The sequence below is a fragment of the Ruegeria sp. ABV4_181 genome, assembly GCF_056158465.1.
On the sequence record NZ_JBSWTI010000002.1, the window covers coordinates 838,796 to 864,708 of the forward strand.

Consider the following 25,913-nt stretch of genomic DNA (forward strand, 5'->3'; position numbering starts at 1 on the left):
TCAATCAATACTGCAGGTGGTCGCTTTGCACGCCCCAATCCGATGTCACATAGATGTTTCTCAACGATTATGAAACAGCTAGCGTTTAACCTGCCCGAAGGGTTGAGGTAAAGTGACACAAGTTCAACAGTTCGGAATAAGAAAAGTTACGCCCACCTTTCAGGCAGGCCGTGCACTGAATTCACACTTTTCGAACCGGGTCTTCCCGGTTAGCTTCCCCCAACTCAAGATTGGAAGGAAACCGCATGAGCATCGCAGCAAAACTGGAAAGCCTGGGCGTCACCCTGCCGGACGCGCCGGCACCAGCGGCCAATTACGTGCCGTTCGTGCGCGTGGGCAACATCGTCTATGTCTCGGGCCAGATTTCCAAGGATGACGATCTGATCACCGGCAAGCTGGGCGATGACATGGATGTTGAGGCCGGCGCCGCGGCCGCAAAGGTCTGTGCCATCAATCTGCTGGCGCAGGTCAAGGCGGCCTGCGGCGGTGATATCGAAAAGCTGGTGCGCGTGATCAAGCTGACCGGTTTCGTGAATTCCACCGCTGATTTCACCGCACAGCCGCAGGTGATCAACGGCGCCTCGGATTTTCTGGTCGAGGCGCTGGGTGATGCCGGGCGCCATTCACGCTCGGCCGTCAGTGCGGTCTCGCTGCCGCTGGGCGTGGCGGTCGAAATCGAAGGCATCTTCGAGGTTCAATGACACCGCCTCTGCCAGCAGAATTCCTGCGCGTCCCGCTTGCACATCGGGCGTTGCACGACATTTCGGACGGCCGTCCCGAAAACAGCCGCGCGGCCATTCGCGCCGCTGTTGCAGCGGGCTACGGGATCGAGATCGACCTGCAATTGACCGCCGACAACCGGGCGATGGTGTTTCACGACTATGACATGACGCGCCTGACGGGGCAGTCCGGGCCGATCCGGCAGATCAGCTCGGCCCGGGCCTCCGGGACCCGGTTGCTGCATGCCGAAGATGGCATTCCGACACTGGACGAGGTGCTGGACATGGTCGCGGGCAAAGTGCCGCTACTGATCGAGTTCAAGGATCAGGACGGTGCGATGGGCACCGATATCGGCGCGCTGGAACAGGATGCGGTGCGCGCGCTGCAAGGGTATGACGGGCCGGTGGCGCTGATGTCTTTCAACCCCAATTCGGTGGCCGAACTGGGCCGGCTGGCCCCGCATCTGCCGCGCGGTATCGTGACCTGTTCCTACCAGCCCAAGGTCGAGCTGTTGCCGCAGGCGGTTTGCGATCACCTGCGCGACATTCCGGATTTCGACCGGGTCGGTGCCAGTTTCATCAGCCATGAGGTGGCGGATCTGGACCGCCCCCGCGTGGCCGAGCTGAAGGCGCGCGGCGTGCCGGTTCTGTGCTGGACAGTGCGATCGCCCGCGCAGGAGGCGGAAGCCCGCGAAGTTGCCGACAATGTGACCTTTGAAGGGTATTTGGCCCCGCATCCGGGTTGATCCCACCCCGCGCCGTCACAGATAAAGATCAGAGGCGGAGGGCATATGGATCAGGCGCAGATCGAGGTTCGGGTACTGGGATCGCTCTCGCAGATTTCTGCGGCCGAGTGGGACAGCTGTGCCTGCCCCGAGGCCGCCGATGGCGGGCGTCCTCTGGATCCCTTTACCACCCATAGGTTCCTGCTGGCGCTGGAGCAAAGCGGCTCGGTAGGGCGCGGCACCGGCTGGCAGCCGCAATACCTGACCACCTATCTGGACGGGATGCTGATCGCGGCGGCCCCGATGTACGCCAAGTCCCACAGCCAGGGCGAATACATCTTCGACCACAACTGGGCGCATGCCTATGAAAATGCGGGCGGGCGCTATTACCCCAAGCTGCAGATCGCCGTACCCTTTACCCCCGCGACCGGACGGCGGTTTCTGGTCCGGCCCGGGTATGAGGCGGTTGGCATGTCGGCGCTGGTGCAGGGCGCGGTGCAACTGGCGGCGGACAACCGCGTTTCGTCGGTTCACGCCACCTTCTGCACCGAGGATGAGGCCCTGGCGGGTGAACAGATGGGTCTGATGCGGCGCATGTCGCAACAATTTCACTGGCTGAATGACACCTACACCGATTTTGACGGGTTTCTGGGCGTGCTGTCTTCGCGCAAGCGCAAGAACATCCGCAAGGAACGGGCGCAGGCCCGCGGCTTTGGCGGTGAGATCCGCACCCTGACCGGGCCCGATCTGCAACCCGAGCACTGGGATGCGTTCTGGCAGTTCTATCAGGACACCGGGTCGCGCAAATGGGGCGCCCCTTACCTGACCCGGCAATTCTTTGATATCGCTCAGGAAACCATGGCCGACGACATGGCGCTGGTGCTGGCGGAGCGGAACGGCTATCCCATCGCGGGAGCGTTGAACTTTATCGGGCGCGAAACGCTTTTTGGCCGCTACTGGGGCTGTGTCGAACACCACGCCTGTCTGCATTTCGAACTGTGCTATTATAGGGCGATCGACTTTGCCATTGCCGAAGGCCTGGCCCGGGTCGAAGCCGGCGCACAGGGCGAACACAAGCTGGCGCGCGGCTATCTGCCAACGCGCACGCATAGCTTGCATTGGGTAGGTGACCCCGGCTTTGCGGACGCGATCAGAACATATCTGGACGCCGAAGCCCAGGCAGTGGGAGAAGAGATCGAGATTCTGACGGAATACGGCCCGTTCAGGAAATCGAACCCGGAGGAACAGCAATGACCGAACTATTGTCGACCGAGACCCGCGGCCCGCTTCTGGACCCGCTGTTCAAGAACGGCTGGACCATGGTCAAGGACCGGGACGCGATCACCAAGACCTATATCTTCGAGGATTTCGTCCACGCCTTTGGCTGGATGACGCAAGTGGCGATCTTTGCCGAGAAATGGAACCATCACCCCGAATGGTCGAATGTCTACCGCACGGTCGAGGTCACGCTGTCCACCCATGACGTCGGCGGTTTGTCGGCGCAGGACGCCAAGCTGGCCCGCAAGATGGACAGTCTGGTCTAGCGGCGGGTTCAGCCCCGGTCGCTCTGCGATCCTTCGCCGCCGGCCAGCGATGCCGCAGTCCCCATTTGCCGGAATTCCGCGGGTGTGACGGTGCCGTCGCTGACGTCGATATTGCCCGGTATGCGGGTTGTCCGGTTGCCGATCTGGCGGACGCTGCGCGCCGCAAGATTTACGTCCAGACAGCGGTTGTTATAGCAGGTCAGGCCAGAGGTGTTGATCTGAATGCGCGGCTGTCCGTCTGGCCCGGTCACCACCGGTGCCTGCGGCACGTCACAGGCGGCCAACGCGCCCAGAACGCCAAGAAGTACCCATTTGTTCATTGCACGTCCCTGTTTGCTCAAATCAGCCCGGCCGCGGCCGGGGCTGTTCCGGTTCAATCCAGTTGACCATTCCCATCCTTGTCCGCGGATGAGAAATCTTCGTTCATCTGTGCGTCATATTCTGCACGAGAGATAAAATCATCATTGTCGCGGTCAACGTTCTGAAACTGTTTTATGTCCAGAAACGGCTTGGCCTCGTCCAGACCCAGCGTGCCGTTCTTGTCTTCGTCCATGGTCTGAAAAGCATAGTCGGAAAAGGCGTTGAACTCGTCTTTGGACAGGAAACCGTCATTGTTTGTGTCGATGGCGTTCAGTTCTTTTTCATGCAATTCCGCAACCGTTTCGGCCACGGCGGTGCCGGCCAGAATGATGGCCGCAATCACAATAAATCCACGTGTCATTCCGTTTCTCCTCAGCATGCAAATCTCTGGCCTTCGATCCCACCGGCTGCCGCGCCGGCCGCCGTCAGAATGGCCTTGCCGGACCCGCCGCCGAACTGGTTGCCGATGGCGCCGCCGATCAGCGCGCCGCCCAGTGTGCCGCTGAGGCAGGCAATCTCGTGCTGTCGCGCCGCCTGTTGCTGAGGTGTCGGGGCTGGTCCGCAGGTGGCCAATGCGCCTGCCGCGCCCAGCAAAAGCGTGAATAACTTCAGTTTCATAAACGAACTCCCTGAATGTATGGGGCAAGTATTGGCCCATCAGGGAAACGCATCAAGTTAAATTGGGCCAATGGCCCCGGGCGTGCCGGGGCCGCCGGGGATCACATCGCGTCCAGCAGGCTTTCACCGGCGGAAATCTCGCAGGTGCCCGGGTTTTCTTCCAGATTCAGCGCAACCACCTTGCCATCTTCGACCAGCATCGCATAGCGTTTCGACCGCGCGAACAGCCCGACAGGCGGGGCGTCGAATTCCATGCCGATGGCTTTGGTGAATTCTGATGCTGCGTCGGACAGCATGGTCAGTCCGGCGGCGGTGGCCCCCGTCGACTCGCCCCAGGCGCCCATCACAAACGGGTCGTTGACCGCAACGCAGATTACCTCGTCCACACCCTTGGCGTCGAACTGGCCCTTGGTGCGGATAAAGCTGGGCACATGCGCGGTCGTGCAGGTGCCGGTAAACGCGCCGGGAACGGCAAAAACAACAACTTTTCGTCCCTTGGTCTTGTTGGAAATCCGAACTTCTTCGGGGCCTTCGGCGCCCATCTGGATCAGGGTTGCATCGGGCAGCGTGTCACCTGTTGAAATCATTTCTAAGCTCCTGTCGTTTGGATTTGCAGAGTCGGGCTCAGCCGCAATATAGGTGAGCAAGTGAATGAAACCACGGGAATTCGACAGGGTGGGAGGAACATGAGCCATATTGTCGTGATCGGTGCCGGGCAGGCAGGGTCGTCGCTGGTCGCCAGGCTGCGCAAGGACGGGTTCGAGGGTGAGATCACGCTGATCGGGGCCGAACCGCATCTGCCCTATCAGCGCCCGCCGCTGTCCAAGGCGTACCTGCTGGGCGAGATGGAGCTTGAACGCCTGTTTCTGCGGCCCGAGAGCTTCTATTCCGAGAACGATATCACGCTGCGCCTGGGGCAGCGTGTGACAGCGATCGACCCGCAGGCCAAAACCGTGTCGCTGGGCGATGAGGTCATCAACTATGACATGCTTGCCCTCACCACTGGCTCGGACCCGCGCCGCATGCCGGCCGCGATTGGCGGTGATCTGGAGGGTGTGCATGTGGTGCGTGATCTGGCCCATGTGGATGGGATGGGTCCTGACGTGACCGAAGGGGCACGGGCCCTGATCGTGGGCGGCGGCTATATCGGGCTTGAGGCTGCGGCGGTCTGCGCCAAGCGTGGTGTCAAAGTGACCCTGGTCGAGATGGCCGACCGCATCCTGCAACGCGTGGCCGCACCGGAAACCAGCGATTACTTCCGCGCCCTGCACACCGAATACGGGGCCGATATCCGTGAAGGCGTGGGGCTGGATCGTCTGGTCGGCGAAAACGGCAGGGTCACCGGGGCAGTTCTGACCGACGGCACCGAGCTGGAGGTCGAGTTCGTCGTTGTCGGCGTCGGTATCGCCCCCGCGACCCAACTGGCCGGGATGGCGGGGCTGGAACTGGACAACGGCATCAAGACCGACGCCCATGGGCGCACATCCGATCCGTCGATCTGGGCGGCGGGCGATTGCGCCTCTTTCCCGCACAAGGGTGACCGCATCCGTCTGGAAAGCGTGCCAAACGCCATAGATCAGGCCGAGGTGGTGGCCCAGAACATGCTGGGTGCGGGCAAAGATTATGTGGCCACGCCCTGGTTCTGGTCGGATCAGTATGATGTGAAACTGCAGATCGCCGGCCTGAACACCGGCTATGACCGGGTGGTGACGCGGCAGGGTGACGGCCAAACCGTGTCTTTCTGGTATTACAAAGGCGATCAGTTGATCGCTGTGGATGCGATGAACGATCCCCGGGCCTATATGGTCGGCAAACGCCTGATCGACGCGGGCAAGACCGCCGATCCGGCGGTTGTCGCCGACCCCGACGCGGATCTGAAACCGCTGCTCAAGGCGTGAGGATCATCGCCGGAGCGTTCCGGGGCCGTGCCTTGGCCTCGGTCGGCAAGGGCGACGCGGGCGCGCATCTGCGCCCGACCACCGACCGGGTACGCGAAAGCCTGTTCAACGTGCTCAGCCACCAGATCGACTTCGACGGGCTGCGCGTGCTGGACCTGTTTGCAGGCACCGGCGCGCTGGGGCTTGAGGCGCTGTCGCGCGGCGCAGCGCATGTCACCTTTGTCGATGACGGGCGTGTGGCGCAGGGTCTGATCCGAAGGAATATCGACCTGACGCGCAGCGCCGACCGCACGAACCTGATCCGCCGCGATGCCACCCGGCTGACAGCCAATCCCGGACCGGCCTATGACCTGATTTTTCTGGACCCGCCTTATGGCAAGTCGCTGGGTCAGAAGGCGGTTGCCGCGCTGTCGGCCGGTTGGATCGCGGAGAGCGCCCTGCTGGTCTGGGAGGAAAACGCCCCGATGCAGGCCCCGGACGGCTTTACCCTAAAGGACAGCCGAAAATACGGTGACACTCATATCTCTTTGATGTGGCGCGACACGCCAGCGTGAACGGAGCCTTGCCATGCATGACCTGATCATCTTTGACTGCGACGGCGTTCTGGTCGACAGCGAACCCCTGTCCAACCAGATACTGGTCGACAATCTGGCCGGATACGGGCTGAACCTGAGCGTCGAGGACAGTGTCGGGTTCTTTCTGGGCGGTACCATGGCCGGGGTTCACGCCAGGGCGCGCCAGATGGGGGCGGATCTTCCGGACGACTGGGTCGACGAGATCTATGCGGAAATCTACGAAGGATTGCGTGGCGGCGTTGCTCTGATGCCCGGCATTCCCGACCTTTTATCGGCGCTGGATGCCGAGGGCGTGCCGTTTTGCGTCGCCTCGAATGGCAGCCCGGAAAAGATGCAGATCACCCTGGGTCAGAACGGACTGTGGGACCGGTTTCGCGATGTGATGTTTTCGGCCCATGTTCTGGGCACCGCCAAGCCGGATCCGGGCATGTTCCAGATGGCAGCGCAAAAGTTCAGTGCCTCCCATCCCGTCGTCATTGAGGACAGCGCAAGCGGCGTGACCGCTGCAGCCCGCGCCAACATGCGTTGTCTGGCCTATGTGCCGCACGGAGACGGGTCGAAGCTGGCCGATCTGGGGGCGGAACCGTTCACAGACATGGCTCAGGTGCCTGCGCTTTTGGGGATTTGAGGCCGCCGTGCTAATATCCAGGTCATGGACCGTGCCCTGACCCCAATGACCTGGACCCCGTCACAGGAGGCTGAAGCCACAACCGGCCCCGAGCGCAAACCGATGCGCGCGCCGGTGTTCATCCATGACGCGGTGACGCCATGGGGACACGGCACCCTTCTGCTGAAGCTTCTGCGCGATCAGGCGACCGATCAGGACGAATAGGTCGGGTGGAATTTGCCGCCGGGCGAAAGCGTGAAAATCTCGACCCCGTCCGCAGTGACACCTACCGAATGCTCGAACTGCGCCGACAGCGACTTGTCGCGTGTCACGGCGGTCCAGTCATCGGCCAACGTCTTGGTCTCGGGGCGGCCCAGATTGACCATCGGCTCGATGGTGAAGAACATGCCCTCTTCCAGCTTGGCGCCGGTTCCCGGACGGCCATAGTGCAGCACGTTCGGCGGGGCGTGGAACACACGGCCCAGACCGTGGCCGCAGAAATCGCGGACAACGCTCATCCGGTGCGCTTCCACATAGGCCTGAATGGCATGGCCGATATCGCCGAAGGTGTTGCCGGGCTTTACCATCTCGATACCCTTGAACAGGGCGTCATGGGTCACCTGGATCAGCCGCTCGGCCTTGCGCGGCAGTTTGCCGGCCACGTACATGCGCGACGTGTCGCCAAACCAGCCGTCGACTACCACCGTGACGTCGACATTGAGGATGTCACCGTCCTTCAGCCTTTTGTCACCGGGAATGCCGTGGCAGACCACGTGATTGACGCTGATGCAGCTGGCATGCTGATAGCCCTTGTAGCCAATCGTCGCCGAGGTTGCGCCCGCGTCCTCGACCATCCGGGTGATCAAGCGGTCGATCTCGCCGGTGGTCTGGCCGGGAAAGACATGTCCCGCGATATCGTCGAGAATCCGCGCAGCCAAGGCCCCTGCCGCGTGCATGCCGGCAAAGTCTCCCTGTTCATAGATGCGGATACCGTCCTTCGTCAGACGGCCACGATGTTCCTTCATCGGTGCGAGGCTCCAAAAGTTTCGCGCAGCATTTCTTTTACGCTGCTTGTGCAGAAAGTACCAGAGGGTGTGGAGTTGCGTCTCTTTTGCCCCCAGTGAGATGGAGCCGACCCGCGAAATTTCAAGAAAAGGAACGGTTTTATTGGGATTTCAGGCCCTGGACCTGCGCTGCCGCCCGGGGTGCAGATACAAAAAAGGACCCCACGGATTCGCCGGGGTCCCTTGGAAAAGCGCCGGTCTGATCAGAGGCAGGTGTAAAAGATCGTGTGCACCGGCCGAACCGAACCGTCGCCCTGGGTTCGGTTGCTGATGCCCAGGTCCTTCTTGATGGCGGCCTGCCCGCTCAGCCTGGGGTTGGCCTGCCGGGTGCAGAACGATGCAACGCGGCGCCTAACTTCGGGCTCCGATACCTCTTCCGGGAAAAAGCCGACTTCCACGGTTCTGAACACGCCCCCGGATTCCAGCGGGAAAGCAAGGTCCAGCCCCTGCTGATCGGCCGGGTTCGGAAATACGCTCTGAACCAGGCTGGCACGGCGTGTCGCGGCGGCCTGCGGGTCCACGGAACACCCTGTCAGGGCAATTGCTGCTGCGATAAATGCGGTAAATTTCTTCATTTGTGTCTCTGGTTTTTGCCTCGGATACTCTGGGTTGCGCCCCGGTGCGCGGGGCACTCTCCTGTGTCGTGTGTGTTTCGATTCTGTGGCACTTTTAAGGCGAGCGACGGGGTTTTTCAGAGCCGGTACGCCAAAAGCCGGACCCGCCACGTCGCACGTCAGCCAGGGCGTGGATTCAGGCCATGCGGGTGGTGTTCACCCAGAACCCGTCCGGTGAAATCCGGGTCTCATACACCAGCTTCTCGACCCCCTGCGCCTGCGCTGTCGCAAAGGCGGCGGCATAGGTCGGGTCGATATCCGCGGCCAGCGCAAAGCGGTCGCAATCGGTGCGCTGTACCAGATAGAGCAGGATCGCCCGATGCCCCTGCGCCACCATCGCGGTCAGCTCGCCCAGATGTTTGGTGCCGCGGGCAGTGACGCTGTCGGGAAATTCGGCCAGACCGGGGGTCCGCGACAGGGTCACACATTTGACCTCGACATAAGCGTCGGGCAGGCCGGGTTGGCGCAGCAGAAAGTCGACGCGGCTGTTTTCGCCGTATCTAACCTCGGGCCGTACAGCTTCATAGGCCGCCAGTTCGGGGATTTCGCGGCCCATCAGCGCCGCGCGCAGGGCTTTGTTGGGAACCGATGTATCGACCCCGGTAAAATGGCCGTTTTCATGATCGACCAACCGCCAGCCGAATTTCAGCTTTTTCTTCGGGTCGTCATTGGGCTCCAGCCAGATTTTCTCGCCCGGTTCGGCCAGCCCCATCATCGACCCCGGATTGGCGCAATGGGCGGTCACCTCGCGCCCGTCCTCCAGCGTGCAGTCGGCCAGAAAGCGTTTGTAGCGGCGGATCAGGCGGGCGGGGACAAGAGGGGTTTCAAATTTCATGCCACAGGGCCTATACCTGCCCAAAGGGTCGATCAAGAGGAGCGCGCGTCATGGCCAATCCAACCGCTGCAATGCTGGTGATCGGGGACGAGATCCTCTCGGGGCGCACCCGTGACGCGAATATGCATTTCCTGGCCGGGGAACTGGCCAAACACGGCATTGACCTGAAAGAGGTTCGCATCGTCAGCGACGACGCCCCCGCGATCGAGGCTGCGGTCAAGGCGCTGTCTGCCGCCCATGACACTGTGTTCACCAGCGGCGGCATCGGACCCACCCATGACGATATCACCGCCGACTGCATCGCGCGGGCCTTTGGCGCGCATATCGACATTCGCGACGACGCCCGGGCGCTGCTGCAGGCCCATTACGACAAGTCGGGTCTTGAGCTGAACGAAGCCCGCCTGCGCATGGCCCGCATCCCCGACGGGGCAGTTCTGATCGACAATCCGGTATCGACCGCACCGGGGTTCACCATCGAGAATGTGCATGTGATGGCCGGGGTGCCCCTGGTGTTTCAGGCCATGGTCGCCAGCGTTCTGCCGGGTCTGACCGGCGGCAGCCCCCTGCTGTCTCAGACCCTGCGGGTGGACCGGGGCGAAGGCGATATCGCCGCCACCCTGTCGGTTCTGGCCGAAGAATTCAACGACCTGTCCATCGGTTGCTATCCGTTTCAGATCAACGGCGTCTTCGGGGCCAATGTGGTCGTGCGCGGTACGGACGGGGCGCGCATAGACGCCGCAACCACCCGGCTTGCGAAAGATCTCGATCTGTGAACGTCAACTGGGCGGAGGTTGTCGACGGGACCTGGCCCGCCGCCGGGTATCGGCGGCTGGGTCCGTTTCAGATGCGCCAGGGTCAGGGTGGCGGATCGCGGGTGTCCGCTGCCAATGCTCTGGGACCTGTGACGGACGAGGATATTTCAGCCGCCGAAACGGCAATGCAGGCCATGAACCAAACGTGCATCTTTTGTCTGCGCCCGGGTGATGAGGCGCTGGATGCCCGGCTTGACGCACGTGGCTATGACATTCTGGATCCGGTCAACATCTACGCCTGTCCGGTGATGGCCCTGACCGACCTGCCGATCCCTCCGGTGACCGTTTTCACCGTCTGGCCGCCCCTGTCGATCATGAAGGAAATCTGGGCGCAGGGCGGTATCGGGCCTGCGCGACAGGCGGTCATGGATCGGGCGCGGGGTCCCAAAACCGGCCTGTTGCTGCGCCACAAGGATCACCCCGCCGGAACCGGCTTCGTCGCCCTGCACGGAGACATCGCAATGGTCCATGCGCTGGAGATTTTGCCGGATCACCGCCGTCAGGGGCTGGGCCGGTGGGCCATGCGCGCCGCCGCGTTCTGGGCGCTGGACAATGGGGCGCAAACGCTCAGCGTGATCTGCACCAAGGCAAATGCGGGGGCCAACGGCCTTTATCGTGCGCTCGGGATGGAGATCGCCGGCGAATACCATTACCGTCAGCTTGCCCAAGGAGAGAGCCCGAAGTGACAGACCAGAACATGCCGACCGCGCTGAACCTGCCGATGGTGGACCCGCTGCCGCCCGAAACGCAGAAATATTTTGATATCTGCGTTGAAAAACTGGGGTTTGTCCCGAATGTGCTGCGGGCCTATGCCTTTGACATCGACAAGCTGAATGCCTTCACGGCGATGTATAACGACCTGATGCTGGCCGACAGCGGCCTGACCAAGCTGGAACGCGAGATGATCGCGGTGGTGGTGTCCGCGATCAACAAGTGCTTTTATTGCCTCGTGGCGCATGGCGCGGCGGTTCGGCAGCTGTCCGGCAACCCGCAACTGGGCGAAATGCTGGTCATGAACTACCGCGTGGCGCCTTTGGACACCCGCCAGCGTGCAATGCTGGACTTTGCCGCAAAGATGACGACAGCCAGCACCGAAATCGAGGAACCCGACCGCCAGCGCCTGCGCGACGCCGGAATCTCGGACCGTGACATCTGGGACATTGCCAACGTGACCGGCTTTTTCAACATGTCGAACCGGGTCGCCAGCGCCACGGCGATGGCCCCGAACGACGAATACCACGCGCAGGCCCGATGATCCGGCGCGCCCTCCTTTGCCTGACGCTGATGGCCGGGCCGGTTGCCGCGCAGGATCTGACGCTGCCGCAGGGTGCGCGCCAGATCAGCGATCGCACCAGCCCGCTGGACAGCTATGAGCTGCCGACCGGCCCCTATGCGGACGGCCACGTTCCCGCGCGGATGGTTGAAGGGCGGGTAGAGCGGTTCACCTGGCGTCTGCAATCGGGGTCCAGCACGACGCTGCAACTGCTTGCACCCCTGCGCGATCAGATCGCGGCGCAGGGCTATGACATTCTGTTCGAATGCGAGGCACGCGCCTGCGGCGGTTTCGATTTCCGCTTTGGCACCGAGGTGGTGCCAACCCCCGACATGTATGTGGCGATTCAGGATTACCGCTTTTTGTCCGCCACCCGCGGCGATGAGGTCCTGAGCCTGCTGGTCAGCCGCAACCCGCCGGACGGCTATGTGCAGATGATCCGCGTCACCCCGGCTGATGCCGCCGCCCCGCCGCCGCTGGTGATTGAGGAAACGGTCAGCCAGGCCGGCGGGCTGCTGGAGGATCTGCAACAGAACGGGCATGTCATTCTGGATGACCTGCATTTCCGCACCGGTGAGATCACGCTGGGCGCGGGGCCCTTCGCCTCGCTGGCGCTGATCGCGGCGTTTCTGGCCGACAACCCGGATACGCGGCTTGCGCTGGTGGGCCACACCGATGACACCGGCGCGCTTGACGCCAATATCTCGGTCAGCACCGGCCGGGCGCAGGCGGTGCGTGCGCGCCTGATCGAACAGCATGGCGTCGCCGCGGACCGGATCGAGGCGCGGGGCATCGGCTATCTGGCGCCGCTCACGTCCAACGCAACACCCGAGGGGCGCGATCTGAACCGCCGGGTCGAGGCGGTTCTGCTGGTGAACTGAAGGTTCCGGGCAAAAAAAGGCCCGCATAGTCGCGCGGGCCGTCGAAGTTCACCTTGGGAGAAATTACCAGTCCATCGGACCCTTTTCGTTGAAGGATTCGACAAGAAAATCTATGAAAGCCCGGACCTTGGGCTGGGTAAACCGGCCGGGGGGATAGACAGCGTACACGCCCTGCACCTCGTCCGGCAGCGACGGCATCGCATCCAGAACCGCGCCCGATTTCAGAGCGTCGGCATATAGGTAGCTGGGCAGATATGCGATCCCCAGACCGGATATCGCGGCGTTCAGCAGCGACTGGCCGTCATTGACGCTCAGCCAGCCGGCGGTGCGCACCTGCCGCTTTTCACCGGAGGGCGCGGTCAGTTTCCACACATTGCCCGAGGACTGGCTGGAATAATGCAGCAGCTTGTGTTCGTTCAGATCGTCGATCTTGTGCGGACGTCCGTATTTCTCGACATAGCTGGGCGCGGCGACCATACGTTTGACGGTCTCGGTCAGCTTGCGGGCGCGCAACGTGCTGTCTTCCAGTTCACCAATGCGCACGGCAACGTCGAACCCTTCCGAAATCAGCTCTACATAGCGGTTGTTCAGCACCATGTTCACGGTGATGTCGGGATAGGCCGCAAGAAATTCGGATAATACCGGAGACAGATGATTGACGCCGAAATCCGTTGCCACGCTGATCCGCAGCAGGCCGGACGGGGCCGATTGCATCGAGGTGACCAGCGCGTCGGCCTCGCCCGCATCATTCAGCACGCGGCGCGCCCGATCATAGTAGGCCAGCCCGATTTCGGTCGGGGACACACGTCGGGTCGTCCGGTTCAGCAGCCGCGCACCCAATCGGGCTTCAAGGCTCGAAACGTGCTTTGACACGGCCGACTTGGAGATGCCCATCTTCTTGGCCGCATCGGTGAAGCCACCCTGGTCCACCACGTTGGCAAAGGCTTCCATTTCGGTCAATCGATCCATTCTCGTTCCCCGGGTGTTTGTTCGTTGCCTGACTTTGGCCGCCAATCTGGGCGGAAACTGGGCAGACATGGGATAATATCAGGGATTCAATTCGGATCGTTTGCAGATGGGAAACGTCGAAACAGTGGTTTCCAGGATCGCCACAAGCCTGTCAGGGCAGGGGATTTAGGGGGTCCGGCGCAGGTATGCTATGGTGAGAATGGCAAATTTGTGACCACGGAGGAGATCATGAAAGCCTTTTTCACCATTGCTGCCCTGTGCCTGTCCGCCGCCGTTGCGCTGGCCGGAGGTGAAACGCCGTCCAACCCCGACGCGAAAGTTTATTTCGTGAATCTGGCCGATGGTGACACCGTTCAGTCACCCGTGACCGTGGTCTTCGGGCTTAGCGGCATGGGCGTGGCCCCGGCCGGGACCGAGAAGGAAAATACCGGCCATCACCATCTGCTGGTCGACCGTCCTCCGCTGGGTGAGGGCGAGGACGGCGCGGATGAACTGGCCTATGGTCTGCCTTCGGATGACAACCATCTGCATTTCGGCGGCGGCCAGACCGAGGTGACGCTGGAACTGGCCCCCGGCCAGCATACGCTGCAGCTGGTTCTTGGTGATGCGGGCCATGTGCCGCATTCCACGCCGATTGTGTCCGAAGTGATCACAATTACGGTGGAGTAAGTCACCGGATCATCAGCGAAATCGGTTTACATTGAAGCGGATGTAAGAAACTCTGCCGCCGATAACAGGAGGGCGGCATGTCGCTTGAGTTTTTCATAACGTCACTGATTGTAGTTCTGTTGCCCGGAACCGGCGTCATTTACACGCTGGCCGTTGGTCTGGGGCGCGGGTTTCGCGCCAGCCTGGCTGCGGCGGCGGGGTGTACTTTGGGAATCGTTCCCGCCGCGCTGGCAAGTATCATCGGTCTGGCCGCCCTGTTGCACACAAGCGCGCTGGCGTTTCAGGTCATCAAGTATCTGGGTGTCCTGTACTTGTTCTACATGGCCTGGGGCATCGTGAAAGAGGGCGGCGCGATGGAGGTCAGCGAAGAAAAGGTTGCGGTGCGTCCTTTCAGGATCGCGATGACCGGGGCGTTGATCAACGTTTTGAACCCCAAACTGTCGCTGTTCTTTCTGGCGTTTCTGCCGCAGTTTCTGCCTGCGGGTGCAGCACATGCAGGTTTGGAACTGGTCAAGCTCGCCCTGGCCTTCATGGCAATGACCTTCGTGGTCTTCATCGGATACGGCGCCTGCGCGGCGCTGGCGCGAGACTATGTCATACGCAGGCCATCGGTAATGGCCTGGATAAAACGGTGTTTCGCGACGGCGTTCGGCGCGCTGGGGGTCAAGCTGGCGCTGGCCGACTGATCAGAATTCCGCAGCCAGCCGCGTGCCCTGATTGATCGCCCGCTTGGCGTCCAGCTCGGCGGCCACATCCGCGCCGCCGATCACATGCGGGGTGATGCCGCGTTCGATCAGCGCGTCCGCCAGGCTGCGCTCGGACACCTGACCGGAACACAGCACAATCGTATCGGCGGCGATCACGGTCGGGTCAGCACGCTCTTCGCCATAACTGATATGCAGGCCATTTTCGTCGATACGTTCATAGTTCACGCCGCCCACGAAATTGACGTCCTTCATCTTGAGCGTGGCGCGGTGAATCCACCCCGTTGTCTTGCCCAGCCCCTTGCCATGCGCCTGTTTCTTGCGTTGCAGCAGAGTGACCTGTCGCGCGGGCGCTTCAGGCTGCGGGCCTTCGGGCGCCAGGCCCGAGCGGTGTTCCGCCGGGTCGGTAACGCCCCATTCCTTCATCCACAGCGGCAGGTCTGTGGTCGGGCTGTGGCCCTCTTCCAGCAGGAATTCCGACACGTCGAACCCGATGCCGCCGGCACCGATGACGGCTACGGACTTGCCCACGGGGGCCTTGCCGCGCAGCACATCGACATAACTGAGCACATTGTCCCGGTCCTGCCCTGGGATTTGCGGGTCGCGCGGGGTGACGCCGGTGGCGATGACCACCTCATCATATCCGGTCAGATCATCGGCGCTGACCTCCCGGTTCAGTTCCACCTTCACGCCCAGATCGGACATCATCGTCCGGTACCAGTCGACCAGACCCCAGAACTCTTCCTTGCCCGGCACCTGTTTGGCCATGTTCAACTGACCGCCGATCTCTTCGGACCGGTCGAACAGCGTCACCGTGTGACCGCGCTGGGCCGCCGTCATCGCCGTGGACAGGCCCGCCGGGCCCGCGCCAACAATAGCGACGGTCTTGGCGGTGTCGGCTTTGCCGATCACCAGCTCTGTCTCGTGGCACGCGCGCGGGTTCACCAGACACGAGGTCAGCTTGCCGTTAAACGTATGGTCCAGACAGGCCTGATTGCAGGCAATGCAGGGCGCAATCGTCGCGCCCTGTCCGGCAATGGCCTTGTTCACGAAATCCGCATCCGCCAGCATTGGCCGGGCCAGCGACACCATGTCGGCGCAACCCGAGGACAGAACCTCTTCGGCCACTTCCGGTGTGTTGATCCGGTTCGAGGTGATCACCGGAACCCCGACCTTGCCCATCAGTTTCTTGGTGACCCACGCGAACGCCGCGCGCGGGACGCTGGTGGCGATGGTGGGAATGCGTGCCTCATGCCAGCCGATACCGGTGTTGATGATCGTGGCCCCGGCCGCCTCGATCCGCTGGGCCAGTTCCACCACCTCGTCATGGGTCGAGCCATTGGGCACCAGATCGATCATCGACAGCCGGTAAATGATAATGAAATCGGTGCCGACGGCCTCACGCGTGCGGCGCACCACCTCGATCGGCAGGCGCATCCGGTTCTCATACGACCCGCCCCAACGGTCCGTGCGCTTGTTGGTGTGGGTCACAAGGAACTGGTTGAGGAAATAGCCCTCGGAGCCCATGATCTCGACCCCGTCATAGCCCGCTTTTTGGGCCAGAACGGCAGCGTTCACGATATCGCTGATCTGTTTCTCGATGCCCTCTTCATCCAGCTCCGTTGGCGGGAAGGGCGAGATCGGAGATTTCACCGGGCTGGGGGCCACGCATTTCGGACCATAGGCATAGCGGCCCGCATGCAGGATCTGCATCGCGATCTTGCCGCCCGCCTGATGCACGCGGTCTGTCACGATGGAATGGTTCGCCACGTCCTTGTCGCTGGTCATCATCGCCGCGCCGGGCAGAACCGAGCCTTCAAGGTTTGGGCCGATCCCGCCGGTCACCATCAGCGCCACGCCGCCGCGCGCCCGGTCGGCATAGAACTCGGCCACCCGGTTCCAGTCGCCGGTTTCTTCAAGCCCGGTGTGCATGGACCCCATCAGGACGCGGTTTTTCAACGTGGTAAAGCCCAGATCCAGCGGGGCCAGCATGTTTGGGTACGCAGTCATGGCGAACTCTCCCTCCCGATATTCGCACGCTAGATTGACGTTCGCGTCAACTTTGTCACGCGAAACCTAACGTCACCCCCTTTGCGGGCGTCGCGGTGCTTGTTACAGAGTTTTCGTAGCACATTTGTGAGGCCGCGCATGACCCCCGAAGAGATCGCCAGACTACCCTATCGCCCCTGCGTCGGCCTGATGCTGATGAATGCCGAGGGCAGGATTTTTGTCGGTCAGCGCAATGATCGCCACAGGGATGCGTGGCAGATGCCTCAGGGCGGGGTGGACAAGGGCGAAGACCCCCGCGATGCGGCGCTGCGCGAATTGTGGGAAGAAACCGGCGTCACCGCCGATCTGGTCGAGATCGTGGCCGAAACCGAAGGCTGGCTGCCGTACGATCTGCCCCATGACATCGTGCCGAAGATCTGGAAGGGCCGCTATCGCGGGCAGGAACAGAAATGGTTCCTGCTGCGCTTTACGGGCCGCGATGACCAGATCGACATTCAGACCGAGCACCCGGAATTCACCCGCTGGAAATGGCAGGAACCCGCCCGTCTGGTCGCGGAAATCGTACCCTTCAAGCGCGAGGTGTATGAGCAGGTGGTGGACGCCTTTGCCGACCACCTGTCATAAACCGATATGCGTATCGAAGACATCTGGCCCAAATACCGGTCCCGCCTGAAGGCGTTTCTGAGGTCCCGCGTGGCAAACGCGGCGGATGTGGACGATCTGCTGCAAGAGATTTCGATCAAGGTATTCACCGGCCTGCCGGGCCTGAAGGATCCGGCCAAATTGCAGCCCTGGCTGTTTCAAACGGCGGATCGCGCAATCATCGACTATTACCGCAAGTCGGGCCGTGCTCCGGCCCATCCGGACGATCTGTGGTATCACCGCGACGACCCCGAAATACGTCAGGAACTTGAGGGTTGTGTCGAGCCGTTCATTCGCGGCCTGCCACCGGAAACCGCGCGGATGCTGATGGCCATCGACATCCAGGGCATGTCACAGCGGGACTATGCGCAGGCGCAGGGGCTGTCCTATTCCACGCTCAAGTCACGCGTGCAAAAGGGCCGGACCGAACTGCGCAGGGCGTTCGAGGAGTGCTGCACCATCTCGATGGATGTGCGCGGCAATATCGCCGAAGTTCAGGAAAAACCGGTTAGCTGCAAAAAATGTTGATCTGATCGTCGTCATTTTGGCGCGGGCTTCGTCTGACAGATGAAACCAGCAAAAGGAAAGACCAATGATCCGTATCATAAGCCTGAAGATCTGCCCCTTTGTTCAGCGCGTGACCGCGCTGCTTGCGGCCAAGCAGGTGCCCTGTCAGATCGCCTATATCAGCCTCAGCGACAAGCCGGACTGGTTCCTTGATCTGTCTCCGACCGGTCAGGTGCCGGTGCTGGTGACCGAAGGTGGAACGGCGCTGTTCGAATCTGACGCGATCACCGAATATCTTGACGAAGTGACCGCCCCGCTGCAGCCCGGGCTCACACCCGAAGAACGCGCCCTGAACCGCGCCTGGAGCTATCAGGCCAGCAAGCATTATCTGGTTCAGTGCAGCACGATGCAAAGCGCGGACCGGGCGGTGTATGACGACCGGGTCACCAAATTGAACGCCGCTTTTGCCAAGGCCGAGACCCAACTGGGCGACGGTCCCTTTTTCTCCGGTGAGATCCTGGGAAATGTCGATATTGCATGGCTGCCGCTGCTCCATCGCGCGGCGATCGTCACGGAACACAGCGGTCATGACATGCTGGCGGGCTATCCCAAGGTGAGGGCGTGGCAGCAGGCGTTGCTGGCAACCGGAATCCCGCAGGACTCCGTGTCTGCGGATTTCCATGCCCGGTTCACCGATTTCTATCTGGCCGACCGGACATGGCTGGGGCGGGGCGCGAACCTGAATGAAGCCCCGGGAACAGTCCAGGTGAAACAATCCGGCGGGTGTTGCGGCTAATTCGATCACTGCGCCGCACGTTGGCGTGAGGGGGCGTGGTTCGGTTCCGTCTGCGCCTCTAGCTTGGGGCACATGAAGGACACCGTGCACCGCCGTCCCGGCATTGCCCCTGCCGGGCGCAAGTTTCAGGGCACCGACCGTCGCGCGCCCTTGCGCGACGGTTTGCAGGGCTGCGGTGAATACGGTCCGGACCAGACCGCCGGGCGGTTCTATCCCATCGCCTGCGTCGCGCTTGAGGTCACCCAGCGCTGCAATCTGGACTGCACGCTGTGTTACCTGTCGGACCGGGCCGAGATGACCTATGATCCGCCGCTTTCGGTCCTGTTCGCGCGGATTGCCACCATCCACAGCCATTATGGCCCCGGTGTTTCTATACAATTGACCGGCGGGGATCCCACACTGCGCAAGGCGCGGGATCTTGAGGCGCTGTGCCGCGAGATCCGCCGGCTGGGCATGCGGTCCTGTCTGATGACCAACGGCATCCGGGCTAGCCGCGCCCTGCTGACACGGCTTGCGGCAGCCGGGCTGGACGACGTGGCCTTTCACGTCGACACAACTCAGAACCGCAGGGGGTTCCACAGCGAGGCCGAGCTCAACACTGTGCGCTGCAGCTATATTCGCCGGGTGCAGGGGCTGCGGCTGCGGGTTCTGTTCAACACCACCGTCCATGACGGGAATTTCGACGAGCTCCCGGCGCTTGCCCGGTTCCTGCGGGATCAGCCCGAAATTGCCTTTGTGTCCTTCCAGATGCAGGCCGATACCGGCCGGGGCGTTCTGCGCCAACGGCCGGACAGGATCACGCAGGACAGCGTGGCGGGTGCGGTTGAGCTGGGCTACGGGACGCCGCTGCATTTCGGCGCGGCGGCGGTCGGGCATTCGAAATGCAACCGCTATGCCAGTGTCGTCACCGCAGGCGGTCGGGCAGTTCCCGTGCTGTCGAACCGGCGGCTGGTGCATCAGGTGATTGCCGCGCTGGAAAAGGCCGGCCGGTCGGCAGAGGCACATCTGGATATCCGCGACAGTGTGCGGCGCGTGGTCCTGCGCAACCCGCTGCTGGCGTTTCGGGCCGGGATGCACCTGATCGGGTGCATAATGCGGCTGGGGTCCGGGCTGATGCGCGGCCCGGTGCGTCGTCAGGCAGTGTTCATCCACAATTTCATGGCCGCTGACGCGTTGGACGCAGACCGGTGCGCCGCCTGCGTGTTCATGGTGGCCACGGCCAATGGCCCGATGTCGATGTGCGCCCATAACGCCCGGCGTGACCAGCATCTGTCGGTTCCCGACCGGATCGACGGACCGACCGGCCCAAGCTGGTGGAATCCAGCCGTGCCGCGCTTGTCCGCTGTTCCCGATCTGCCGGATCTGGGCGATCCGGCGCTGGCACCGCTCAAACGGCTCAAGGGGCAGATGCGGGCGGAACGGCAAAGCCGGAAAACTGCGTCATGAGAAGCATCCTCATCGTGCTGCTGATGCCCTTGCTGGCTGCTTGTGCGAGCGTTGAACGTCTGGCGCTGCCGACCGCTGCGCCTTTACCGGGCACGGCGCTGACGCGCAGCGCGCCACCACCGGGGCAACAGGTCGATCATGGCGACTGGACCGCGTTTCTGACCCGCCATGTCGCTGCTGACGCGCAAGGCGTGAACCGGGTGGCTTATGGGCAGGTCACACCTGCGGACCGGGCGCAACTGGATGGCTATCTGGCGGATCTTCAGGCCGTGGATCCGGCCCGTCTGACCCGGGATCAGCAACTGGCATACTGGATCAATCTGTATAATGCGCTGACAGTTTACGTGATTCTGGACAACTACCCCGTCGCCTCGATCCGGGACATCACCGACGGTCCGTTTTCCTTTGGCCCATGGGATCGGCCTCTGGCACAGGTGGCGGGCCGCATGCTGACGCTGAACGACATCGAACACCGCATAATCCGCCCCACTTTCGACGAACCCCGCATCCATTATGCCCTGAACTGCGCCGCAGTAGGGTGCCCGAACCTGATGGCCCGGGCATGGCAGGCCGAAACCCTGGAACGCGATTTCGCCGCTGCCGAGCACGCCTATATCAATGATCCCCGCGGCGTGCGGTTCGACGCGCGCGGCGGGCTGGTCCTGTCCAAAATCTACATCTGGTTCCAAGAGGATTTCGGAGCGGATCAGCGCGCTGTGCTGGCGTATATCCGGTCAGCGGCCGATCCGGAATTGCGCGCGCGGCTGCAAGAGGTTCCGCGCGTCCGGGCCTACAGATACGATTGGGCGCTGAACGACGCGGCCACGGGATCGTAGCCGCGCAGTCTTTTACAGCAAGCCTTCGGCGCGCAGCAGGTCTTGCAGGTTGGCTTCGGGTCGGGGGCCGATATGGCTGATCACCTCGCGGGCGCAGACATTGCCGATCCGGGCGCAGGTTTCGTAATCGCGGCCCGTGGCCATGCCATAGAGGAACCCGGCCGCAAACTGATCGCCAGCGCCGGTCGCATCCACCGGCACCACCTTTTGCACCGGAACGTCGATACGCTGACCCTGGTTCAGCACGGTCACGCCATCGCCCGAGCGGGTGCAGACGACAAGGGGGCAAATCTCGGCCGTTTTCGCCAGCGCTTCTTCAAGGTCGGCGGTTTCGAACAGCGATTTGATCTCAGCCTCGTTGCCGATGACGAAATCCAGCTCATTCTCGATCAGCAGCAGGAAATCGACCCGGTGGCGTTCGACGCAGAACGGATCGGAAATGGCAATGCCGGTCTTGCCGCCGCCCTTGTGACAGTCGCGCGCGGCCTCAAGAAACGCGGCCTTGCCCTTTTCCTTGTCGAACAGATAGCCCTCAAGAAACATGATCTGGCTTTTGCCCGCCACATCGCTGGAAACGTCCTGCGACGATAGTTCGGAAGATATCCCCAGATAGGTGTTCATCGACCGCTCGCCATCCGGCGACACAAAGATCATCGAACGAGAGGTCGGCAGTTCCCCGCCCGGCACCGGCGGGTTGACGAAATCGACGCCGTCCTCGTTCATCGCGTCCGCGTAGAACCGGCCCAGAGCGTCGTCATGCACGCGCCCGATGAATGCAGCTTCCAGCCCCAGCGCGCCGGCGCCGGCGATCGTATTGGCGACCGAGCCTCCGGGCGTCTGAACCCGGCTTTCCATCGCCGCATACAGAACCTCGCCGCGCTCGCGCTCGATCAGTTGCATGATGCCTTTTTCGATGCCCATCAGTTCCAGGAAACTGTCATCGGCCTGGGAAATGACGTCGACAACGGCATTTCCAATGCCGACCAGCTGGTAGGTTTTCATAGGTTCTTGTCCTCGAATTGACAGAGATCGCGGATGATACAGGTGCCGCACAAAGGCTTGCGCGCCTTGCAGTGATAACGTCCATGCAGGATCAGCCAGTGATGCGCATGGAGTTGAAAATCGGCGGGGATGTTGTCTTCGATGGCGCGTTCGACCGCGTCCACGTCCTTGCCCGGGCAGATGCCGGTGCGATTGCCGACGCGAAAGATATGGGTGTCCACCGCCTGCGCCGGTTGCCGCCACCACATGTTCAGCACCACATTGGCCGTCTTGCGCCCGACCCCCGGCAGCGATTGCAGCGCAGCGCGGGAATTGGGCACCTCACCACCATATTCGTCGACCAGAATGCGGCTGAGCTTGATGACGTTCTTGGCCTTCTGCCGGAACAGGCCGATGGTCTTGATATGTTCGATCAGACCCTCTTCGCCCAGATCCAGCATCTTTTGCGGCGTGTCGGCGATTTTGAACAGCGCGCGTGTGGCCTTGTTGACGCCGGCATCGGTCGCCTGCGCCGAAAGCGCTACGGCCACGACCAGCGTGTAGACGTTCACATGCTCCAACTCGCCCTTGGGTTCGGGGTCGGCCGCCTGAAAACGCGTAAAGATCTCGCGGATCGTGTGGTAATCGAGTTGTTTTGCCATCCGCGCCTTAATGCCGCCCGCAGGGCCATGACACAAGCCCAAAGCCAATGCGCAAGTTCCGGGTCGCGGGGGCGTGACCTGCGCGCTATGTTTGACCCAAGACAATGAGGTGAGACCGATGAACGTTCAGACCCCCGAGACCGGCTATCATTACAACGTCATGCGGCGCGCGATCGAATTGATCGACCAGGGTGGCGAAACCCTCAGCCTTGAGGAACTGGCCTGCCAGATGGACATGAGCCCCGCGCATTTCCAGCGCCTGTTCTCGCGTTGGACCGGCGTGTCGCCAAAACGGTACCAGCAATATCTGACGCTGGGCCATGCCAAGGCGCTGCTGCGCGAGCGGTTCACCACGCTTGAGACCGCCCATAACGTCGGGCTTTCCGGCAGTGGCCGCCTGCATGACCTGTTCCTGAAATGGGAATCCATGAGCCCCGGCGAATACGCCCGCAAAGGTGACGGGCTGACCATCTTCTGGGGCTGGTTCGAAAGCCCGTTCGGCCCCGCGCTGGTCATGGCCACCGATAAGGGCATCTGCGGTATCGCCTTCAGCGCGGAATCCGGTGAGGCCGCCGCGATGGAGGACATGCTGTCACGCTGGCCACGGGCGGAATTCGTCGAAGACCCGATGCGCCTGCGCCCCTGGGTGCTCAGCGCCTTTGGCGCGGCCAGCGACCGGCTGGAGCCGACGCCGCTGTTCCTGATCGGCTCGCCCCTGCAAATCAAGGTGTGGGAGGCGCTGATGCATATCCCTACCGGTCAGGTCACCACCTATTCCGAAATCGCCCAGCGGGTGGGCTCGCCGCAGGCCGTGCGCGCGGTGGGTACAGCCGTCGGGCGCAACCCGGTCAGCTGGCTGATCCCCTGCCACCGGGCACTGCGCAAATCCGGGGGCCTTGGCGGCTATCACTGGGGCCTGCCGGTCAAACGCGCCATGCTGGCCTTTGAAGCGGCGCAAGCAGAGGCGTGATTGACAGAAAGTCTTTCCGGTGCCAAATACGCGGCAGGTTCGGGTCCCCTGCCGTTCGCGGCCCTTCGGCTTTGGTGAAACCCGGTTGATATCTCATCTGTTGCCCTTTCCAGGCGCGCGGATGGCAATGCGAACCCCGTCCAGATGTCGCGCCCGTTCAAGGAAACGAGGCAAACAATGACGATACAAAACTACATCCCTCCGGTTGACGAACTGAAGGCACAGGCGAAACGGCTGCGTGAGAGATTGCGCATAACAGGCGTTTCGCTGTCGCACAGCGAGGCATTGGAAACGCTGGCCCATCAATATGGCGCGCGGGATTGGAACACCTTGCACGCCCGGGCCGGAAACCGCATGCATCTGCACGTCGGCGATCGGGTCGAGGGGCGATATCTGGGTCAACCTTTTTCGGCCGAGATTCGCGGAATGACCATGCTGGGCGACGGCGCGCATCGCCGGGTGACCCTGCAGTTCGATGCGCCCGTGGACGTGGTGCGTTTCGACAGCTTTTCGGCGTTCCGCCAGCGCGTGACGGGTGAGATCGGCTGGGACGGTCGATCCACCCGGTACACCTCGGACGGGGAGCCGCAGCTGGAGGTTCGACCCGCCTGAAAACAATGCGAGGCACCTTCGGGTGCCTCACAATTTGATATCATCAAATGGGGATTACTCGGCGGCCCAGCCGCCGACGGCCTTGACCTCAAGAAAGTCTTCCAGCCCCCAGATCCCGCCTTCGCGGCCGTTGCCGGATTGTTTCATCCCACCGAACGGAGAACCGGCGCTGCGTGACTGGCCGTTCATCTCGACCATGCCGGATCGCAGCACCCGCGCCATGCGGTTGGCTCGCGCGCCGTCCTGCGTCTGGACATAGTTGGTCAGCCCATAGGGCGTGTCATTGGCAATCTCGACGGCCTCTTCCTCGGTGTCGAAGGGGATCATGGTCAGGACCGGGCCAAAGATTTCCTCGCGCGCAATGGTCATCTGGTTGTTGGCGTCGGCAAAGACCGTGGGGCGCACGTAATAGCCCTTGTTCAGACCCTCGGGGCGGCCGGTGCCGCCGGCAACCAGTCGCGCGCCCTCGTCGATCCCGGCCTGAATCAGGTCCTGAATCTTGGTCCACTGAACCTCATTCACCACCGGGCCAATGTGGCGGCCTTCCTCTGCGGCGCTGCCGACGGTGACCTTGTTCGCGACCTCGGCGGCGGTTTCCACCGCCTGATCATAGATCGGCCGCTGCACCAGCATGCGGCTGGGCGCGTTACAGCTTTGGCCGGTGTTGTTCATCATATGCAGAACACCGCGTTTGACGGCCTTTTCATCGGCATCCGCAAACACCACATTCGCACCTTTGCCGCCCAGCTCCAGATGCACTTTCTTCAGCGTATCGGCCGCGTTCTTGGAAATTGCCGTTCCGGCACGGGTAGATCCGGTAAAGCTGACCATATCCACATCCGGATGTCCCGATAGCTGCGACCCGACACCTGCGCCGTCGCCGTTGACCAGGTTGAACACCCCGGGCGGGAACCCTGCCTCGTCCATCATTTCGGCAAAGATCATGGCGTTCAGCGGGCTTTGTTCGGACGGCTTCAGAACCATGGTGCAGCCCGCAATCGCTGCCGCGCCCACCTTGAGCGTTATCTGGTTCATCGGCCAGTTCCAGGGTGTGATCAGGGCGGCCACTCCGACAGCCTCATAGATGATGCGGTCATTCGGGGCGTGATCGCCCAAGGGGCGTTCGAACTGAAACGCCTTTGCGGCGCGTATGAAGTTCTTCAGGTGCCAGATTCCCGCGCCTGATTGCTGCGTGCGCGCCATGTCGATCGGGGCGCCCATTTCTTGCGACATGGCCCGGGCCAGATCCTCGGACCGGCTCTGGTAGATGTCGGCCAGCTTTTCAACCAGCGCAATGCGCGTCTCGGCCGGGGTTGCCATCCATCCCGGCAGGGCGGCCCGGGCCGCGGCAACCGCGGCATCCGTATCCGCCTGCGCCCCCAGTGAAATCACCGCGCAAGGCTCCTCGGTCGAGGGGTTGATGACCTTGAAATCATTGGCCGCCGACGGGGCAACCCATTGTCCGTTAATGTAGAAATTTCGCATTTCGATCATGGCGTGTCCTCCCGACCATGTTGCCGAACCCGGTATTCGGGGCACTGTGTCATCGGGTCCGGGGCGCGGCAAGTGGGAAATTTGATCAAA

Annotated in this window: 33 protein-coding genes; 21 read left to right on the forward strand and 12 right to left on the reverse strand. The window is 62.3% G+C overall.

Going from position 1 to position 25,913, the window contains the following annotated elements; all coding sequences use genetic code 11:
• Nucleotides 1–245: 245 nt before the first annotated feature.
• From ACXAC3_RS04140 to ACXAC3_RS04155, 4 genes are read left to right on the forward strand one after another with little or no spacing between them, the layout of a single operon-like run.
• Nucleotides 246–701: a RidA family protein gene (locus ACXAC3_RS04140; protein WP_475156801.1), complete on the forward strand. Its 456-nt coding sequence runs from the start codon at nt 246–248 to the stop codon at nt 699–701.
• Nucleotides 698–1,465, forward strand: coding sequence for a glycerophosphodiester phosphodiesterase family protein (locus ACXAC3_RS04145; RefSeq protein ID WP_475156805.1), 768 nt, complete (start codon nt 698–700; stop codon nt 1,463–1,465). Before ACXAC3_RS04140 ends, ACXAC3_RS04145 begins: the two co-directional genes overlap by 4 nt.
• A 45-nt stretch (nt 1,466–1,510) precedes the next feature.
• The gene (locus ACXAC3_RS04150) at nt 1,511–2,698 is read left to right on the forward strand and encodes a GNAT family N-acetyltransferase (RefSeq protein ID WP_475156809.1); all 1,188 of its coding nucleotides are present in this window, start codon (nt 1,511–1,513) and stop codon (nt 2,696–2,698) included.
• The gene (locus ACXAC3_RS04155; RefSeq protein WP_475156813.1) at nt 2,695–2,988 is read left to right on the forward strand and encodes a 4a-hydroxytetrahydrobiopterin dehydratase; all 294 of its coding nucleotides are present in this window, start codon (nt 2,695–2,697) and stop codon (nt 2,986–2,988) included. Before ACXAC3_RS04150 ends, ACXAC3_RS04155 begins: the two co-directional genes overlap by 4 nt.
• An 8-nt stretch (nt 2,989–2,996) precedes the next feature.
• On the opposite strand, the gene ACXAC3_RS04160 is transcribed toward ACXAC3_RS04155, so the two are convergent.
• The 4 genes from ACXAC3_RS04160 to ACXAC3_RS04175 form a co-directional block, all read right to left on the reverse strand.
• Nucleotides 2,997–3,308: a hypothetical protein gene (locus ACXAC3_RS04160; RefSeq protein ID WP_475156818.1), complete on the reverse strand. Its 312-nt coding sequence runs from the start codon at nt 3,306–3,308 to the stop codon at nt 2,997–2,999.
• Nucleotides 3,309–3,361: 53 nt separating this feature from the next.
• On the reverse strand, nt 3,362–3,709 hold the full coding sequence (locus ACXAC3_RS04165) for an EF-hand domain-containing protein (protein ID WP_475156822.1): 348 nt from the start codon (nt 3,707–3,709) through the stop codon (nt 3,362–3,364).
• A gap of 11 nt (nt 3,710–3,720) precedes the next feature.
• Entirely contained in the window at nt 3,721–3,966 is a 246-nt protein-coding gene (locus ACXAC3_RS04170; RefSeq protein WP_475156827.1) for a glycine zipper 2TM domain-containing protein, read from the reverse strand.
• A gap of 101 nt (nt 3,967–4,067) precedes the next feature.
• Complete coding sequence (locus ACXAC3_RS04175; RefSeq protein ID WP_475156833.1) at nt 4,068–4,553, reverse strand: redoxin family protein; 486 nt, start codon at nt 4,551–4,553, stop codon at nt 4,068–4,070.
• A 99-nt stretch (nt 4,554–4,652) separates the two neighbouring features.
• Here ACXAC3_RS04175 and ACXAC3_RS04180 point away from each other — a divergent pair, with 99 nt between their 5' ends.
• From ACXAC3_RS04180 to ACXAC3_RS04195, 4 genes are read left to right on the forward strand one after another with little or no spacing between them, the layout of a single operon-like run.
• Nucleotides 4,653–5,864 (forward strand): NAD(P)/FAD-dependent oxidoreductase, encoded by a 1,212-nt coding sequence (locus ACXAC3_RS04180; RefSeq protein WP_475156839.1) that lies wholly within the window; start codon nt 4,653–4,655, stop codon nt 5,862–5,864.
• On the forward strand, nt 5,861–6,418 hold the full coding sequence (gene rsmD, locus ACXAC3_RS04185; RefSeq protein ID WP_475156843.1) for a 16S rRNA (guanine(966)-N(2))-methyltransferase RsmD: 558 nt from the start codon (nt 5,861–5,863) through the stop codon (nt 6,416–6,418). Before ACXAC3_RS04180 ends, rsmD begins: the two co-directional genes overlap by 4 nt.
• A gap of 13 nt (nt 6,419–6,431) precedes the next feature.
• On the forward strand, nt 6,432–7,067 hold the full coding sequence (locus tag ACXAC3_RS04190) for an HAD family hydrolase (RefSeq protein ID WP_475156849.1): 636 nt from the start codon (nt 6,432–6,434) through the stop codon (nt 7,065–7,067).
• 24 nt (nt 7,068–7,091) lie between these two features.
• Nucleotides 7,092–7,271, forward strand: coding sequence for a hypothetical protein (locus ACXAC3_RS04195; RefSeq protein ID WP_475156852.1), 180 nt, complete (start codon nt 7,092–7,094; stop codon nt 7,269–7,271).
• On the opposite strand, the gene map is transcribed toward ACXAC3_RS04195, so the two are convergent.
• From map to sfsA, 3 genes are all read right to left on the reverse strand, one after another.
• A complete protein-coding gene (gene map / locus ACXAC3_RS04200; protein ID WP_475156857.1) occupies nt 7,259–8,071 on the reverse strand; it encodes a type I methionyl aminopeptidase in 813 nt (270 codons plus the stop codon). The two genes, ACXAC3_RS04195 and map, sit on opposite strands and share 13 nt — an antisense overlap.
• 242 nt (nt 8,072–8,313) lie before the next feature.
• Nucleotides 8,314–8,685, reverse strand: coding sequence for a hypothetical protein (locus tag ACXAC3_RS04205; protein ID WP_475156862.1), 372 nt, complete (start codon nt 8,683–8,685; stop codon nt 8,314–8,316).
• A 175-nt stretch (nt 8,686–8,860) separates the two neighbouring features.
• A complete protein-coding gene (gene sfsA / locus ACXAC3_RS04210; protein ID WP_475156867.1) occupies nt 8,861–9,559 on the reverse strand; it encodes a DNA/RNA nuclease SfsA in 699 nt (232 codons plus the stop codon).
• A gap of 50 nt (nt 9,560–9,609) precedes the next feature.
• Between sfsA and ACXAC3_RS04215 the strand changes: the two genes are divergently transcribed.
• From ACXAC3_RS04215 to ACXAC3_RS04230, 4 genes are read left to right on the forward strand one after another with little or no spacing between them, the layout of a single operon-like run.
• On the forward strand, nt 9,610–10,332 hold the full coding sequence (locus ACXAC3_RS04215; RefSeq protein WP_475156870.1) for a competence/damage-inducible protein A: 723 nt from the start codon (nt 9,610–9,612) through the stop codon (nt 10,330–10,332).
• Nucleotides 10,329–11,057, forward strand: coding sequence for a GNAT family N-acetyltransferase (locus tag ACXAC3_RS04220; protein ID WP_475156875.1), 729 nt, complete (start codon nt 10,329–10,331; stop codon nt 11,055–11,057). Before ACXAC3_RS04215 ends, ACXAC3_RS04220 begins: the two co-directional genes overlap by 4 nt.
• Nucleotides 11,054–11,626 (forward strand): peroxidase-related enzyme, encoded by a 573-nt coding sequence (locus tag ACXAC3_RS04225; protein ID WP_475156882.1) that lies wholly within the window; start codon nt 11,054–11,056, stop codon nt 11,624–11,626. The genes ACXAC3_RS04220 and ACXAC3_RS04225 overlap by 4 nt, the downstream gene beginning before the upstream one ends.
• Complete coding sequence (locus tag ACXAC3_RS04230; RefSeq protein ID WP_475156886.1) at nt 11,623–12,525, forward strand: OmpA family protein; 903 nt, start codon at nt 11,623–11,625, stop codon at nt 12,523–12,525. Before ACXAC3_RS04225 ends, ACXAC3_RS04230 begins: the two co-directional genes overlap by 4 nt.
• Nucleotides 12,526–12,588: 63 nt before the next feature.
• Here ACXAC3_RS04230 and ACXAC3_RS04235 read toward each other — a convergent pair whose 3' ends face one another.
• Nucleotides 12,589–13,494 (reverse strand): LysR family transcriptional regulator, encoded by a 906-nt coding sequence (locus ACXAC3_RS04235; RefSeq protein WP_475156890.1) that lies wholly within the window; start codon nt 13,492–13,494, stop codon nt 12,589–12,591.
• A gap of 228 nt (nt 13,495–13,722) precedes the next feature.
• Here ACXAC3_RS04235 and ACXAC3_RS04240 point away from each other — a divergent pair, with 228 nt between their 5' ends.
• Together ACXAC3_RS04240 and ACXAC3_RS04245 are read left to right on the forward strand one after the other, a co-directional pair.
• Complete coding sequence (locus ACXAC3_RS04240) at nt 13,723–14,163, forward strand: DUF4399 domain-containing protein (protein WP_475156895.1); 441 nt, start codon at nt 13,723–13,725, stop codon at nt 14,161–14,163.
• Nucleotides 14,164–14,240: 77 nt separating this feature from the next.
• Entirely contained in the window at nt 14,241–14,849 is a 609-nt protein-coding gene (locus ACXAC3_RS04245) for a LysE family translocator (RefSeq protein WP_475156896.1), read from the forward strand.
• Here the strand turns inward: ACXAC3_RS04245 and ACXAC3_RS04250 are convergent, their stop codons facing one another.
• Complete coding sequence (locus ACXAC3_RS04250) at nt 14,850–16,877, reverse strand: 2,4-dienoyl-CoA reductase FMN-binding domain-containing protein (protein WP_475156898.1); 2,028 nt, start codon at nt 16,875–16,877, stop codon at nt 14,850–14,852.
• A 138-nt stretch (nt 16,878–17,015) separates the two neighbouring features.
• On the opposite strand from ACXAC3_RS04250, the gene ACXAC3_RS04255 reads away from it, so the two are divergent.
• From ACXAC3_RS04255 to ACXAC3_RS04275, 5 genes are all read left to right on the forward strand, one after another.
• Nucleotides 17,016–17,501, forward strand: coding sequence for an RNA pyrophosphohydrolase (locus ACXAC3_RS04255; protein ID WP_475156902.1), 486 nt, complete (start codon nt 17,016–17,018; stop codon nt 17,499–17,501).
• 6 nt (nt 17,502–17,507) lie between these two features.
• Nucleotides 17,508–18,047, forward strand: coding sequence for an RNA polymerase sigma factor SigZ (sigZ, locus tag ACXAC3_RS04260; RefSeq protein WP_475156909.1), 540 nt, complete (start codon nt 17,508–17,510; stop codon nt 18,045–18,047).
• 64 nt (nt 18,048–18,111) lie between these two features.
• Nucleotides 18,112–18,822 (forward strand): glutathione S-transferase family protein, encoded by a 711-nt coding sequence (locus ACXAC3_RS04265; RefSeq protein ID WP_475156914.1) that lies wholly within the window; start codon nt 18,112–18,114, stop codon nt 18,820–18,822.
• A 72-nt stretch (nt 18,823–18,894) separates the two neighbouring features.
• The gene (locus tag ACXAC3_RS04270; RefSeq protein WP_475156918.1) at nt 18,895–20,268 is read left to right on the forward strand and encodes a radical SAM protein; all 1,374 of its coding nucleotides are present in this window, start codon (nt 18,895–18,897) and stop codon (nt 20,266–20,268) included.
• On the forward strand, nt 20,265–21,104 hold the full coding sequence (locus tag ACXAC3_RS04275) for a DUF547 domain-containing protein (RefSeq protein WP_475156922.1): 840 nt from the start codon (nt 20,265–20,267) through the stop codon (nt 21,102–21,104). Before ACXAC3_RS04270 ends, ACXAC3_RS04275 begins: the two co-directional genes overlap by 4 nt.
• A 12-nt stretch (nt 21,105–21,116) precedes the next feature.
• On the opposite strand, the gene ACXAC3_RS04280 is transcribed toward ACXAC3_RS04275, so the two are convergent.
• Complete coding sequence (locus tag ACXAC3_RS04280; protein ID WP_475156926.1) at nt 21,117–22,106, reverse strand: adenosine kinase; 990 nt, start codon at nt 22,104–22,106, stop codon at nt 21,117–21,119.
• Nucleotides 22,103–22,747, reverse strand: a complete 645-nt coding sequence (gene nth / locus ACXAC3_RS04285) for an endonuclease III (RefSeq protein WP_475156931.1) — start codon at nt 22,745–22,747, stop codon at nt 22,103–22,105. Before nth ends, ACXAC3_RS04280 begins: the two co-directional genes overlap by 4 nt.
• A gap of 118 nt (nt 22,748–22,865) precedes the next feature.
• Here nth and ACXAC3_RS04290 point away from each other — a divergent pair, with 118 nt between their 5' ends.
• Both ACXAC3_RS04290 and ACXAC3_RS04295 read left to right on the forward strand, forming a co-directional pair.
• On the forward strand, nt 22,866–23,717 hold the full coding sequence (locus tag ACXAC3_RS04290; protein WP_475156936.1) for a methylated-DNA--[protein]-cysteine S-methyltransferase: 852 nt from the start codon (nt 22,866–22,868) through the stop codon (nt 23,715–23,717).
• 177 nt (nt 23,718–23,894) lie between these two features.
• Nucleotides 23,895–24,329, forward strand: coding sequence for a glyoxalase superfamily protein (locus tag ACXAC3_RS04295; RefSeq protein WP_475156941.1), 435 nt, complete (start codon nt 23,895–23,897; stop codon nt 24,327–24,329).
• 54 nt (nt 24,330–24,383) lie between these two features.
• Here the strand turns inward: ACXAC3_RS04295 and ACXAC3_RS04300 are convergent, their stop codons facing one another.
• Entirely contained in the window at nt 24,384–25,823 is a 1,440-nt protein-coding gene (locus ACXAC3_RS04300; protein WP_475156944.1) for an aldehyde dehydrogenase family protein, read from the reverse strand.
• Between the last annotated feature and the right edge of the window lie 90 nt (nt 25,824–25,913).

What these genes read in the sequence shown, in the direction of transcription:
- ACXAC3_RS04140 (WP_475156801.1), top strand. Translation starts at nt 246, where the DNA reads ATGAGCATCGCAGCAAAACTGGAAAGCCTGGGCGTCACCCTGCCGGAC.
- ACXAC3_RS04265 (WP_475156914.1), top strand. Translation starts at nt 18,112, where the DNA reads ATGATCCGTATCATAAGCCTGAAGATCTGCCCCTTTGTTCAGCGCGTG.
- ACXAC3_RS04280 (WP_475156926.1), bottom strand. Translation starts at nt 22,106, where the DNA reads ATGAAAACCTACCAGCTGGTCGGCATTGGAAATGCCGTTGTCGACGTC.
- ACXAC3_RS04165 (WP_475156822.1), bottom strand. Translation starts at nt 3,709, where the DNA reads ATGACACGTGGATTTATTGTGATTGCGGCCATCATTCTGGCCGGCACC.
- ACXAC3_RS04295 (WP_475156941.1), top strand. Translation starts at nt 23,895, where the DNA reads ATGACGATACAAAACTACATCCCTCCGGTTGACGAACTGAAGGCACAG.
- ACXAC3_RS04235 (WP_475156890.1), bottom strand. Translation starts at nt 13,494, where the DNA reads ATGGATCGATTGACCGAAATGGAAGCCTTTGCCAACGTGGTGGACCAG.
- ACXAC3_RS04160 (WP_475156818.1), bottom strand. Translation starts at nt 3,308, where the DNA reads ATGAACAAATGGGTACTTCTTGGCGTTCTGGGCGCGTTGGCCGCCTGT.
- ACXAC3_RS04205 (WP_475156862.1), bottom strand. Translation starts at nt 8,685, where the DNA reads ATGAAGAAATTTACCGCATTTATCGCAGCAGCAATTGCCCTGACAGGG.
- ACXAC3_RS04250 (WP_475156898.1), bottom strand. Translation starts at nt 16,877, where the DNA reads ATGACTGCGTACCCAAACATGCTGGCCCCGCTGGATCTGGGCTTTACC.
- ACXAC3_RS04245 (WP_475156896.1), top strand. Translation starts at nt 14,241, where the DNA reads ATGTCGCTTGAGTTTTTCATAACGTCACTGATTGTAGTTCTGTTGCCC.
- ACXAC3_RS04300 (WP_475156944.1), bottom strand. Translation starts at nt 25,823, where the DNA reads ATGATCGAAATGCGAAATTTCTACATTAACGGACAATGGGTTGCCCCG.
- ACXAC3_RS04270 (WP_475156918.1), top strand. Translation starts at nt 18,895, where the DNA reads ATGAAGGACACCGTGCACCGCCGTCCCGGCATTGCCCCTGCCGGGCGC.
- ACXAC3_RS04180 (WP_475156839.1), top strand. Translation starts at nt 4,653, where the DNA reads ATGAGCCATATTGTCGTGATCGGTGCCGGGCAGGCAGGGTCGTCGCTG.
- ACXAC3_RS04175 (WP_475156833.1), bottom strand. Translation starts at nt 4,553, where the DNA reads ATGATTTCAACAGGTGACACGCTGCCCGATGCAACCCTGATCCAGATG.
- ACXAC3_RS04195 (WP_475156852.1), top strand. Translation starts at nt 7,092, where the DNA reads ATGGACCGTGCCCTGACCCCAATGACCTGGACCCCGTCACAGGAGGCT.
- ACXAC3_RS04240 (WP_475156895.1), top strand. Translation starts at nt 13,723, where the DNA reads ATGAAAGCCTTTTTCACCATTGCTGCCCTGTGCCTGTCCGCCGCCGTT.
- ACXAC3_RS04170 (WP_475156827.1), bottom strand. Translation starts at nt 3,966, where the DNA reads ATGAAACTGAAGTTATTCACGCTTTTGCTGGGCGCGGCAGGCGCATTG.
- sigZ (WP_475156909.1), top strand. Translation starts at nt 17,508, where the DNA reads ATGCGTATCGAAGACATCTGGCCCAAATACCGGTCCCGCCTGAAGGCG.
- ACXAC3_RS04255 (WP_475156902.1), top strand. Translation starts at nt 17,016, where the DNA reads ATGACCCCCGAAGAGATCGCCAGACTACCCTATCGCCCCTGCGTCGGC.
- ACXAC3_RS04290 (WP_475156936.1), top strand. Translation starts at nt 22,866, where the DNA reads ATGAACGTTCAGACCCCCGAGACCGGCTATCATTACAACGTCATGCGG.
- ACXAC3_RS04215 (WP_475156870.1), top strand. Translation starts at nt 9,610, where the DNA reads ATGGCCAATCCAACCGCTGCAATGCTGGTGATCGGGGACGAGATCCTC.
- ACXAC3_RS04155 (WP_475156813.1), top strand. Translation starts at nt 2,695, where the DNA reads ATGACCGAACTATTGTCGACCGAGACCCGCGGCCCGCTTCTGGACCCG.
- ACXAC3_RS04190 (WP_475156849.1), top strand. Translation starts at nt 6,432, where the DNA reads ATGCATGACCTGATCATCTTTGACTGCGACGGCGTTCTGGTCGACAGC.
- ACXAC3_RS04150 (WP_475156809.1), top strand. Translation starts at nt 1,511, where the DNA reads ATGGATCAGGCGCAGATCGAGGTTCGGGTACTGGGATCGCTCTCGCAG.
- ACXAC3_RS04145 (WP_475156805.1), top strand. Translation starts at nt 698, where the DNA reads ATGACACCGCCTCTGCCAGCAGAATTCCTGCGCGTCCCGCTTGCACAT.
- ACXAC3_RS04230 (WP_475156886.1), top strand. Translation starts at nt 11,623, where the DNA reads ATGATCCGGCGCGCCCTCCTTTGCCTGACGCTGATGGCCGGGCCGGTT.
- map (WP_475156857.1), bottom strand. Translation starts at nt 8,071, where the DNA reads ATGAAGGAACATCGTGGCCGTCTGACGAAGGACGGTATCCGCATCTAT.
- sfsA (WP_475156867.1), bottom strand. Translation starts at nt 9,559, where the DNA reads ATGAAATTTGAAACCCCTCTTGTCCCCGCCCGCCTGATCCGCCGCTAC.
- ACXAC3_RS04275 (WP_475156922.1), top strand. Translation starts at nt 20,265, where the DNA reads ATGAGAAGCATCCTCATCGTGCTGCTGATGCCCTTGCTGGCTGCTTGT.
- nth (WP_475156931.1), bottom strand. Translation starts at nt 22,747, where the DNA reads ATGGCAAAACAACTCGATTACCACACGATCCGCGAGATCTTTACGCGT.